This window comes from Nitratireductor rhodophyticola, from assembly GCF_019891355.1.
Taxonomy (GTDB): Bacteria; Pseudomonadota; Alphaproteobacteria; order Rhizobiales; family Rhizobiaceae; genus Nitratireductor; species Nitratireductor rhodophyticola.
On record NZ_JAHSSF010000004.1, the window covers coordinates 187,781 to 198,761 of the forward strand.

Consider the following 10,981-nt stretch of genomic DNA (forward strand, 5'->3'; position numbering starts at 1 on the left):
TTTGAACGGCAGGGTCTCCCTGTCGTTTTTCGTTGTGCCCACTCAAAAACCGATAAAATCGGAGCCGCGCACCGACGCCCCGGCTTCAAGGTTCTTCAAGCGCGGGCCACATTGCCGACGCCGCATTGGCGGAAAAGAAAAAGGCCGGCGCATGGCGCCGGCCTGTTTCGGGTTTGAACGGCAGTCGCCGCGCTGTTCCATTCCTGGGACGGGCGCGCCGAAACCGGATCAATGCCGATATTGCTGGATACGTGTCGTCCGCAGCCCCGCCAGGCCATGATCATCGATGGAAGCCTGCCATGAGAGGAACTCCTCCACCGTCAGACGATAACGCTGACAGGCCTCCTCAAGGCTCAAAAGCCCACCGCGCACTGCGGCCACCACTTCCGCCTTGCGACGGATAACCCACCTGCGCGTATTGCTCGGAGGCAGGTCCGCAATTGTCAGCGGACTGCCATCCGGGCCGATGACATATTTTACGCGCGGTCGAACCATTTCGGTCATAGTACTCTCTACCTGAACTCAAGACCCGTTACACAAGCTACTGCGCCGGCTTTAAAATTTGCCTAAACACATGGTAAGCATACGGTAACGGACATGAATCCCGCGTTAGGAATTTGCCGCCGATTTGTTTCAAATTGCGCCGAGTCGGGCAGCAAAGGCCCGGGAAACCGGGCTCCGGCTCTTGAGGTCGCTCGTTAACCTTCGTGCTGGCAGCCACCCGATCCTTGACCTATATTCGCCGCATTGGCATGTAATCGCCCACGACCAGAGACAAAGAAGATCAAACAAATGAACAGCCTCGACCTGCCCGGACGCCCGCAGGACTGCCGAATCGTGGTGGCGATGTCTGGCGGCGTGGACTCCTCCGTCGTCGCCGGCATCCTGGCGAAACAGGGTTATGACGTCGTTGGCGTGACCCTGCAGCTCTACGATCACGGCGAAGCGGCACACCGCCCCGGCTCCTGCTGCGCCGGCCAGGACATTGACGACGCGCGCCGCGTCGCCGAGACGCTGGGCATACCGCATTATGTGCTGAACTATGAACAGCGCTTCCGCGAGGCGGTGATCGATCCCTTTGCACAGAGCTATGTGGCGGGCGAAACGCCGATCCCCTGCGTTTCGTGCAACCAGACCGTCAAGTTCGCCGATCTTCTGGAGACCGCGCGCGAACTCGGCGCCGATGCTCTCGCCACCGGCCACTATATCCGCAGCCGCGCCAATGGCGCACACCGCGCCCTGACCCGTCCGGTGGATGCCGATCGCGACCAGAGCTATTTCCTCTTCGCCACCACGCAGGAGCAAATCGACTATCTGCGTTTCCCCCTGGGTGGCCTCTCCAAGCCGGAAGTGCGTGCCATTGCCGAGGAGATGGGCCTGAGCGTCGCCACCAAGCAGGACAGCCAGGACATCTGTTTCGTGCCGCGCGGCAAATATTCCGACATCATCAGCAAGCTGAAGCCCGAAGCCGCGACACCGGGCGAGATCGTGCATCTGGACGGGCGCAGGCTCGGCCATCATGACGGCGTGATGCATTACACGATCGGCCAGCGGCGCGGCATCGGCGTGGCGACAGGTGAGCCGCTCTATGTGGTGCATCTGGATGCAGCGAATGCACGCGTCATCGTCGGGCCGCGCGAGGCGCTGGAGACGCACAAGGTCTTTCTGCGCCAGGTCAACTGGCTGGGCGACGGCCCGCTTGACGAGTTGCCCGCGGGCGGCATGGAAGTGTTCGCCAAGGTGCGTTCCACGCGCCCGCCGCGCCCGGCTGTGCTGCATCACGAGAACGGCGTGACCTGGGTCGAACTGACCGAGGGCGAAGCCGGCGTCGCCCCCGGACAGGCCTGCGTGCTCTACTCGGATGACGGCAATGAGGCCCGCGTCTACGGCGGCGGGTTTATCGAGCGTTCGGAGCGCGGCCAGGAAGCCGAAGCCCAGTTGACACGACTGGTTGCAACGGCCCAAAGCGCTTGAGACTGCGCGCCTGAGACCGCGCACCCCGGGAGGCTGGCATTCCGGCGGCCTCACGGCCTCGATGAAACGCAGCTTTTCGCGGGGCAGACGCTTTCGCCTGCCCCGGAAGAAGCCTCAGCCATGTGTCACCGAGCCGGCTGTCAGAATGCGAAGAACCTCAATGGCTTCTTCCCCGGTCGTGCGCGGCTCGCCGCGCGTTTCGATGCAATCGAGAAAATGCTGCAGCTCGCGCGTCAGCGGCATTCCCTCTTCCACATCCACATAGGTCGGCTCATTGGTGGTGAAGGCCCAGTGCCCGCTGTCGTGCCAGACGGCGTGGCGATAGACGGCCAGCTTTCGTCCCCAGGGCTCCACGTCGTCGAAGACCGCCATCGCCTTGTCGCCAACGACCGTGAGGCGACGTTCGCGATAGGGGTTGAGCCTTGAGGTGAAGAGATGGCTGCGCAAACCGCCGGGAAAGCGCATGTGCAGATGCGCGAAATCGCTTAGATGATCGAGCAGCGCCGCGCCTTCTCCCCGCACCTCTTCCGGCGCCGCGCCGGTGATGGCCAGAATCATGGACAGATCGTGCGGAGCGAGGTCCCAGAGAGCGTCGTTCTCGGTGTGGAATTTGCCGAGCCCCAGCCGGTGGGAATGGATGTAGCGGATCTCGCCGAGATCACCCTTGTCGATCAGCTCCTTGAGCTTTTCGAACGCCGGGTGAAAGCGCAGCACATGCCCGACCATGATGATGCGTCCGGTTTCGCGCGCGACGGCAACGGCTCGCTGCGCATCATCCACCGTGAGAGCGATCGGTTTCTCTACCAGCACGTCCTTGCCGGAGCGCATGGCGCGAATGGCATACTCGGCATGAAACTGCGGCGGCAGGGCCAGAACGATTGCGTCGATCCCGGCATGCTCGAAAAGCGCTTCCGGCGATATCGCCACACAATCATGCTCGCTGGCAAAGCCTTCAGCCCGTGCCTCATTGGCATCGGACACGGCAGCCAGCACTCCGAGAGACTTAAGCGTGCGAATGTGGTTAGAGCCCCAATAGCCACATCCGAGTACGGCAATACGCGGTTTCATCAAATCCTTCGCCCGAGATTTTGGCGCTGAAAACACATACAGACGCCGCCCCCGCGACTCAACCCTGCCCTTGAAAACCCGGTCATTTCTTAAGCGAATTCGTAAGCCACGACAAATTCCCCGAAGAAACAGTCTCCCCCGCTTGACACAACAGACAACGCCACCTTATATCCGCGCGTCTTCGTGAGGCACCGGACTGGTTTCGACACCGGTTCTCGAAGCCTCCAGGCGGCGGAGTAGCTCAGTCGGTTAGAGCAGAGGAATCATAATCCTTGTGTCGGGGGTTCGAATCCCTCCTCCGCTACCAAAATTCTTCAATTATTTCAGGTCTACAAAATCAACCTCAGCACATTGTGATGGCTCTTGCATCGCAGCGCGCAGCACTTTGGGCGACGGGGGCGTACACCAATGGCGCCGGGACGAGGCGGTTGGCTCCGGCTGGGATGCCCCGCTTGTCCGGTCGAAATCCGGCTCTCAGGAAACCAGCCGGAGCCCGATCACGAAGGCTGGAGAAAGGCTCCTGGTTGGCGGACGCGCCCCTGGACCGCTTCCCGCGCCGTCCGAGCAGACGTCTTCTTCCAACCGACAACCATGCGTATTCCGCAAGTTCGGGTCCTCCACGTCGCAACGAAGGTTCTAACCCGGTTGGGCTGCTCAACAAGCAGGCCGTCCGGCCCCGTGAAAATCGGCCTCAGGTGTCATCTTCACCACAACTGCACCGTTGCCGATACAGCCGTTGAAGCATCGCGACGTTCATTCATGTCGGGATCATCCATGGAGACGGATTGGCGGGCAGCCTCTCCAATTTGGGAGAGGCGCTCAACGTCTGGCTGCATGATGGTTGAATGGAAACGACAACCATGTATCCGAAAGAAGGATAAGCCGTGCTCGCGTTCCCGTTTGCCGCCATCCTCTTCATGCCCATCGCCCTGGTATGTCGCCGTCGCATTCCCGCGATAACTGATCTGGTGCACCAGCCGTGAACACGCCCGCTGCGACATACGCCACCGAAAATAGCTTCGACAGTTACTACGCAGGCGAAATCGAACCCGCGCTTGTCGCTCTCGAAGCACTCCGGAAAAAGCGGGTGCGGTTCATGACCGGACTGGCGGGCCTCGGCGTAATCGGCTTCGGTGCGATCGCAATCCTTGCGCAGACGGGCCAATCCGACGGTCCGATTGCGCTGGCCGCCTTTGCCGTGGGCTTCGGTGGCATGTTGGGAGCAGGCCTTGCCTATCTGGGGCTCACCGACCGCTACAAGCAGGTTCTGACTGGCGGCGTCTGCGCATATCTCGGCTTTGAATACACTCTCAGAAAATTCGAATTCCCGCTCGCCCGGTTCAAACCGCTCCTGCCATCTTACACAAGCGTCAAGCTCGAGGATCGAATCGGCGGACATGTTGACGGCGTGGATTTCGAGCTGTGCGAGGGCAAGTTCTCGAAAAAGAAGGCCAAGTGGCGGGCCCTGATGCTGGTTTACAGCTTCGGCAAGCCCTTCAACGGCGAAACCATGATTGTTGCGGACACCGACTGGATCGGAAATGCGCTCGAACAGCACCGTCAGAACGGTGAGCGGGTCCGGCTCGAAGACCCCCGGTTTGAAGATCGCTTCAACGTCTTCTCCACCGATCAGATCGAAGCCCGTTACCTGCTTACGCCACGCTTCATGGAGCGGATCATGGAACTCACCGAGCGTCTCAACAACAGGCGGGGCGTGGCGCTGGCGTTCGTGGACGATCGCTTGCTGATAACCATACGCATCGGTTCGGCTGCGCGGCGTTTCGAGATCGGGAATGTCTTTCGTGAAGTTCGTGATGGGAAGGAACGTGCCCGCAACCTCCTGGCCGAGCTCGAACTTGTGACCGACGTCATCGACAGTCTCAAGCTGAGCGCTACCGGCCATGCGTAAGAACGTCACCGGCCCGCATGCGACCCCGGCAGCATGGTGGAACACGAACACGATTTCGCGCTGCAAGGTGCCGCTTCACTCCCATTTAGGATGGGCCTCTGTCGGGTATCCATGCAGCACTGGTCCTGACCCAGGTGAAGCAGGAGGCGTACATTGCTGACACTCAGACGCCTCAAAAAACTGAAACTGCCCGGCCAGACGACCAGACGCGGTTGGGCGCAGGAACATGAAGTTGCCGGACTGCAACGTGCGTTGCAGGGATCAGAGATCAAGGACAGGAGAAGCCGATGCCCGGCCCCAAATATCTTATAGTCGCGTCGGTCTTCGGCGGTCTGGTGCTCGCCGCAGGCATTGCAGCCTTTGCGCTCAGTCAGCAGAAGACGGCCAATCGTGTGCCTGCGGGCGATCTGCATCTGACCGTCCATGCGGAAGAAACCGGCAACCGCGTTTGCAGGCCCGAAACACGCGTCACCGTGAACAAGCGCGAGCAGGGCTTCTACGCACTCTATGGAGAGGCGCGCTACACCGATGCGCGTGATGGCAAATCGACCCGTTTGCCGCTGCAGTGGGTTTTTACAGGCTGGGACAGTGCGGGCATGTCTCAATTCCACACCACCACCGGGATCAACACAGAAACGCCCTGTGCCGACCTCAAAATCGCCTACAGGATCAGGGAGTGCTGGTATGATTATTCAAATCGGGAGCCACGCGCGTGCCCTCGGATCCACGTGGAGGGCGAAGGGTTTGCAGGGCTGGTGATCGAAGAGGACCAGAGCCGGGACCTCCCCCAAACGGAAGGAAGCGGGTGACCAGGCGGCTTCACTGGCTGCTCCTTAGCGGTTGGCCACTGCGGCGGGACCGCGACGCCAGTCCCCACCCAAGGCCATAGGTCAGCGCGGCAACTCCAAACCCGGCAAACGCAGCATAGTTCAGATCGATGCCGACAAGAACCAGGCTGACCGCCACGCCGAGGTTCAGCGAGAGAACTGCCGACCCGGCACGGGGATTGCGCGTAAGCAGTGCGGCGAGTACGGCCGGGAGGAAAACCACGAGCGAGCTGAATGCCGCGATAATGGAATTGAGCAGCGGCCCCATTGCGTAGGCAGCGATGGCGAGCACGGAAAACAGCATCAGCACCATGAGTTGAAGCTGGCGCAGCGTGTAGCGCGTCCGCTCCAGACTGGTGATGAGCGGCATGACGAATGTGTCCATGGTCGACATGAGAACGGCAATCAGCATGACGTCAGCCAGCCACGCCCACTGAGCCGGCATGGTCGCACGCAATACGGTAAGAACCTCTTCGCCCGCATGCCCCTTGAGCCCGAGCCAGACGATGCTCAGGTAGCAAAACAGGCATAAGGGCGCAGCAAGCAGAAATGCCCTTCGCGCCACCGCCGGCGCCCGCGCCGTTGCCATTCTCTGCCAATTGTCGATCGCAAGGACCGCACTGACGGGAATGAATAGCCAGACACCGACAAGCAGCGGCAGTTTATAAGGGCCGAGATCGAACATGTTTTCGATGTGCGGCATGCCGCCGGCATTCGTCAGCGTGAGCACGCCAATGCCGACAAGAATGACGATGGCCTGAAAGATGTCGGTCTCCGTAGCCACGCGATACCCGCCAATGGCGGTGTAGATCCCGGTAAACGCACTCGCAAGAACAAGCGCAGCCAGGTTCGAAACCGGCAGGATGGTGGCCAGGATCGCGGCCAGCGCCAGAAGCTGCACGGCCGTGCGTAGCAGGAAAACGAAAGCGATCGGAATCCAGATCGCCAGCGGATGACGGACACGATGTACCGCCACAATGAGATCGACCAGTCCGTGAACGCCATATTGACTGGACTGTCGATGAACCACTGGCGCTATTGCGCCGCAAATCACGAGCCCCAGCGCGTATGCGCAGGCCAGCGACACACCAAGGATCGGGCTGGCATCGGAAAATAGCAGGAGTGCGACAAATGTGCCGGCCCCGATGTTTCCGCACACGATGCCGGCAATCGTCGCAAGCAACCCGGTTCGGCCCGAATTGAAAATGAAATCGTCCCGTGTCGCGTTGCGGGCGCGCGCAAGCGCATAGACGAGTGGCGCGAACAGGACAAAGACAATCGGACCGAATTCGAGGATGTCAAAAGGCGAATACATTCTGGATGAGTATCATTCATGGTCGCCAGATCACCAGCTTTACCTCGGACAGAATCCGGTTTTCCGTTTTCCTTCCGGCCGCATCGTGTGCCCCCTCATTTGGGGGATGCGACCATGCACGCGCCCGGCTAGGGCGTTCTACAGTCAGATGAGATCACCTGACATCCGCGAGAATGCGGCAAACGAAAAGATGAAGCGGGGCAGCGTTGCGTGAGGCGATGAGCCGGTCCAGGCCAGGGCTCCCATGCGCAAAGCGCCGCATTTCGCGAGGCTTCCGGCACCAGACATGATCACCACCATTGTCATAATCGCAGCGTGCATACTCGTACTCATTTATCTGCAGAACCGGCTGGCCGCAGCAAAAAACGCCGTGGCAACCGGCTATTCGGGGGTCGATGTGCAGCTAAAGCGCCGTCATGACCTCATCCCCGCCCTTGTCGAGGCGGTACGGGGCGCGATGGCGCAGGAAAATCGCATCTTCGACGCGCTCATGGAGGCGCGCCAGAGCGCAATGAGCGCGCGCATGAGCGACATCGAGACCGTGCAGAGGGCGGAGAGCGAACTGTCAGCCGCGCTCCACGCATTTTTTGCCTACTCCGAAGATACGCCCGAAATCAGCGCAACAGGCAGTGTCCGCGAACTCCAGAAACAGCTGGAGGAAACAGAAGACCAGATCAGCGCGGCACGGCGGCTCTATAACGCCAATGTCGAGCGCTACAATACCCTGCTAGACGCCATCCCTTCGAACTGGATCGCCCGTGCGATGGGGCTTGAGCACGCCTCGCCTTTTTCCCTGGCCACCGCAGAGGCTGAAGCGGTGCGCGCGATGCCCGAAATCGATCTGCCGGGAAACCGCCCGTGAGCAAGCGGCGGCACTGGGATCCGTTCGAAGGTGAAATATCGGTAGAGACGCCGGACACATCCAGCACCGGCAAGGGCGTTGCGCTTCCCATCTGGCTGAAACGCCTTCCCCTGCCGGTCGCGCTGTTCGCCCTCATATGGACGATGGTCGCCGGCTTTGCCGGCAACAGCTTTCCCTTTGCTCCGGTCGCCGTCACCACCCTGGCCTTTGGCGCGATCTTTCTGGTGGAAATGCTCGAAAATGCGGATGGCCGCCGGCTCGTCCGCCGGGTCAGGATCGCACGAGACAGGGACTGGTCCTATACCGGCAGGTTCCTGGAATGGCAGATTGAACGAACCCCGGTGCGTGACTCCGAAGGCCATTACGAACGCCGTTCCCAGCGTGTAAAACCACCGCGTTTGGAAAAGATCGAGGCCCGCATACCCGAACTGACGAAAGTCCGGGCCGGTTCGTTTATGGGCGTGCGGCTGGATGGCGAGTTCTGGGGCGACAGCAGGGAAGACAGTCTGCCTTTGTGGGTCGCGGTAGGCGCCATGCAGATGGAGGCCGGGCTCGGCATGCGTGAGATGCGGCGCGACGCGCGCGGTGGCAAGGGCGGCTACGGCCAGTTCTTTTCATTGCTCGGCGCTTACCGGATCGACCGAAAGACCGGCATCCGCGCGGTGATCCGACCTGAGAGCATCGTCAACAGGGGGCCGTTGGATCGCGACATCAAGACAGAGTCGATACAGTTCAACGAGCGGTTTCATGTTTCCGGGCGCCCCATGACGAAAAGGGATAGCCGCGATGTCACCCAGGAGGTTTTGCAGATACTCACACCGGCCACACAGGCCTCAATGCTCGACCTCGCGGCCCGCTTTCACAATCTCGGTTTCATCGTCGAAGATGATGTTCTGTTTTTCATGGCGCAGGACAGGTTGGCTGGCGAGAACGCTTCGGAGGGTGGCATCGACCGCCTCTTGCCCGGCATGCTGGAAGAATTCGAAGCCGCCAAACTTTCCATCAGGCGCTACGTCGAGTGATCCTGCCCTGTCGTCGTTCGCTTCACTCCCTGCCTGACCTCTTCTATATTCACGCCCGAATGGCAAAAGGGCTGCCAGCGTCGTTCAGACCGGGTTCACGCGGACACCGGTAAACAACTCCGGAGTTGTTTCAGGTGGCGCGGGCGTCTGATTGGCTTGGGGGATGAAATTATGAATGCCGAGTTCCTGCTGGGGGAGGACAACCAGCCGCTGCTTATGCGCAAGTGGGTCGTCGACCCGGGTCGCAGGCCGGCGCATGGCCCCAGAGCCGTGTTTCTCGGCCACAGTCAGCCCACGCATTCAGGCATGCTCTCCGATCTGGGCGCGGCCTTTCGCCATTTGGGATGGAACGCCTATTCAGGTGATGTGCGCGGACACGGCAAATCCACCGGTAATCACAGTCCGCTGGGACATCTCGACTATGAGGGTGGCTGGCAGCGCGCCATCGCCGACATGCGGCTGTTCTACGAAAAGAGCTTCGCAGGCATCCCCTGGGAACACCGGCTGGTCGTTGTTCCCAACATCACCGCATTGCTGACACTGGAAGTGCTCAAAACCTGGCCGGACCTCGCCCGTCACATAGTCTTGATCTCGCCGCCGCCCAATCAGCGCGCCATTGCCATGTTCGGCAAAACGTTCTCGCAGACGCGCTGTAAACTCGGCTCCGCAGACACCCCGGACGAACAGTCTCTGCATCATCTATACGCGTTTTTGGGCTCGCACCTGAAAGAGCGCCGGCATCCGGCAGACGTCATGAGCGCTGATCGCGCCCTGATCGATTCCGTGATCGCCGATCCGCTCGGCTGGCCGACGCCCACGCCCGCATACTGGTACAATATTTTCTCAGGCATGCTTTCGGCCTGGAAATGGCCGAAGGGTGCGTCGGTGGTGCCCGGCACACGCTGCCTTATCCTTTTCGGCGGCGAAGACGCAATGTTGCGCGACGGTGGTTTTTTGCCGCCTGTCGAACGGTTTCTCGAACGTGTCGGCTTTGACGATATCGCATCAGCCCGCATCGAAGGCGCACGATCGGCCCTGTTTCTCGAGGAGAAACGCTTCGGCATCGCCGAGCGCATTGTACGATGGGTCGGTGAAGAGTGGCATCCGGAAGAAGGAAGCGCTGAGATCGGCGTTGCCGAACTCACTTCGGAACTGCTTTCGATGACCAGCAGCCTTGGGGCATCCGAGGACATGAGTCCCGGAGAGCTCGTCGAGCTCTGCTACAACGCCATCGACGATGAAAGCCGCTGGAACGAAATCATCTACCGGATGATTTACGAGGCAGAACGATCCGGCGATCTGGCGGAGTCCGCCCTGCACAAGCGCATCCTGTCGCTGATGCCGCACTGGGAACGTTCGTTCAATCTCAACCGGCAGGTGATGATGAACGCCACGCTGGGTGTTCTGCTGCAGTCGGTCATCGAACGGCTTCAGATCGGCGTTGCAATACTCGACAGCGAGGGCGGGTTACTCCATTCGAACCGAACCTATTTCGAGGCACTAGCCCGGTTGTTTCCCACGAGGGACCTGTCGAGTACCGATCAACGCCTCTTGAACCAGCTCACCCGCACGCTGTTGACGGGCGAGCTGAGCGATCCTGCCAGCCGAACGAGCCATCGCGAGACACTCATTGTCCATGAAGACGTCCCCGTCGGCTTCCGGTTTCACCCCGAGGCGCTGAGACAGACGAGCCTGCAGCGACAGGGACCCGCCTCCGTCCTGGTGCTTCGCACCAGCCTTGAGCGGAAGCTCACGGCGGACTCGCGCGTGGCGCTGGTCGAACTTGCCTATGGCCTGACCGGTAAAGAGGCCGAAATCGCACTTCTGATTGCCGGCGGGAAATCCCCCGAAGACGCAGCGGAATCGCTTGGCATTCTGGTCAGCACCGTGCGCGGCCATCTCAAGAAAGCGTTCTCGAAAATGAACGTCCACACCCAGTCCGAACTCACCTCGCGCATACTGTCCGGACCGGTCGGCTGGCTTGGCTAGCCCCCTCATTGTGAC

The 10,981-nt window shown here is 60.6% G+C and carries 10 protein-coding genes and 1 tRNA gene; 7 read left to right on the forward strand and 4 right to left on the reverse strand.

From position 1 onward, the window contains the following. Positions 1–228: 228 nt before the first annotated feature. Positions 229–504 carry a CtrA inhibitor SciP gene (sciP, locus tag KUG85_RS16360; protein WP_007009631.1) on the reverse strand — a complete coding sequence of 92 codons (276 nt, stop codon included), beginning with the start codon at positions 502–504 and terminating at the stop codon, positions 229–231. A gap of 288 nt (positions 505–792) precedes the next feature. Here sciP and mnmA point away from each other — a divergent pair, with 288 nt between their 5' ends. Further along, on the forward strand, positions 793–1,974 hold the full coding sequence (gene mnmA / locus KUG85_RS16365) for a tRNA 2-thiouridine(34) synthase MnmA (RefSeq protein ID WP_223006084.1): 1,182 nt from the start codon (positions 793–795) through the stop codon (positions 1,972–1,974). A 114-nt stretch (positions 1,975–2,088) separates the two neighbouring features. Here mnmA and KUG85_RS16370 read toward each other — a convergent pair whose 3' ends face one another. After that, positions 2,089–3,042, reverse strand: a complete 954-nt coding sequence (locus KUG85_RS16370) for a Gfo/Idh/MocA family protein (RefSeq protein ID WP_065815513.1) — start codon at positions 3,040–3,042, stop codon at positions 2,089–2,091. 230 nt (positions 3,043–3,272) lie between these two features. Between KUG85_RS16370 and KUG85_RS16375 the strand changes: the two genes are divergently transcribed. Next, positions 3,273–3,349 (forward strand) — tRNA-Met (locus KUG85_RS16375). Positions 3,350–3,746: 397 nt separating this feature from the next. Here KUG85_RS16375 and KUG85_RS21125 read toward each other — a convergent pair. After that, a complete protein-coding gene (locus KUG85_RS21125) occupies positions 3,747–3,878 on the reverse strand; it encodes a hypothetical protein (protein WP_255606455.1) in 132 nt (43 codons plus the stop codon). A 143-nt stretch (positions 3,879–4,021) separates the two neighbouring features. Here KUG85_RS21125 and KUG85_RS16380 point away from each other — a divergent pair, with 143 nt between their 5' ends. Both KUG85_RS16380 and KUG85_RS16385 read left to right on the forward strand, forming a co-directional pair. Continuing rightward, positions 4,022–4,951, forward strand: coding sequence for a DUF3137 domain-containing protein (locus KUG85_RS16380; RefSeq protein WP_223006085.1), 930 nt, complete (start codon positions 4,022–4,024; stop codon positions 4,949–4,951). Between the two features lie 287 nt (positions 4,952–5,238). Then, positions 5,239–5,760 (forward strand): hypothetical protein, encoded by a 522-nt coding sequence (locus tag KUG85_RS16385; protein ID WP_223006086.1) that lies wholly within the window; start codon positions 5,239–5,241, stop codon positions 5,758–5,760. A gap of 10 nt (positions 5,761–5,770) precedes the next feature. On the opposite strand, the gene KUG85_RS16390 is transcribed toward KUG85_RS16385, so the two are convergent. Further along, positions 5,771–7,093 carry a sodium:solute symporter family transporter gene (locus tag KUG85_RS16390; RefSeq protein ID WP_223006087.1) on the reverse strand — a complete coding sequence of 441 codons (1,323 nt, stop codon included), beginning with the start codon at positions 7,091–7,093 and terminating at the stop codon, positions 5,771–5,773. A gap of 286 nt (positions 7,094–7,379) precedes the next feature. On the opposite strand from KUG85_RS16390, the gene KUG85_RS16395 reads away from it, so the two are divergent. From KUG85_RS16395 to KUG85_RS16405, 3 genes are all read left to right on the forward strand, one after another. Continuing rightward, positions 7,380–7,955, forward strand: a complete 576-nt coding sequence (locus tag KUG85_RS16395) for a LemA family protein (protein ID WP_223006088.1) — start codon at positions 7,380–7,382, stop codon at positions 7,953–7,955. Continuing rightward, entirely contained in the window at positions 7,952–8,977 is a 1,026-nt protein-coding gene (locus tag KUG85_RS16400; protein ID WP_223006089.1) for a DUF3137 domain-containing protein, read from the forward strand. The genes KUG85_RS16395 and KUG85_RS16400 overlap by 4 nt, the downstream gene beginning before the upstream one ends. A 171-nt stretch (positions 8,978–9,148) precedes the next feature. Beyond that, complete coding sequence (locus KUG85_RS16405) at positions 9,149–10,966, forward strand: serine aminopeptidase domain-containing protein (protein WP_223006090.1); 1,818 nt, start codon at positions 9,149–9,151, stop codon at positions 10,964–10,966. Positions 10,967–10,981: the final 15 nt, after the last annotated feature.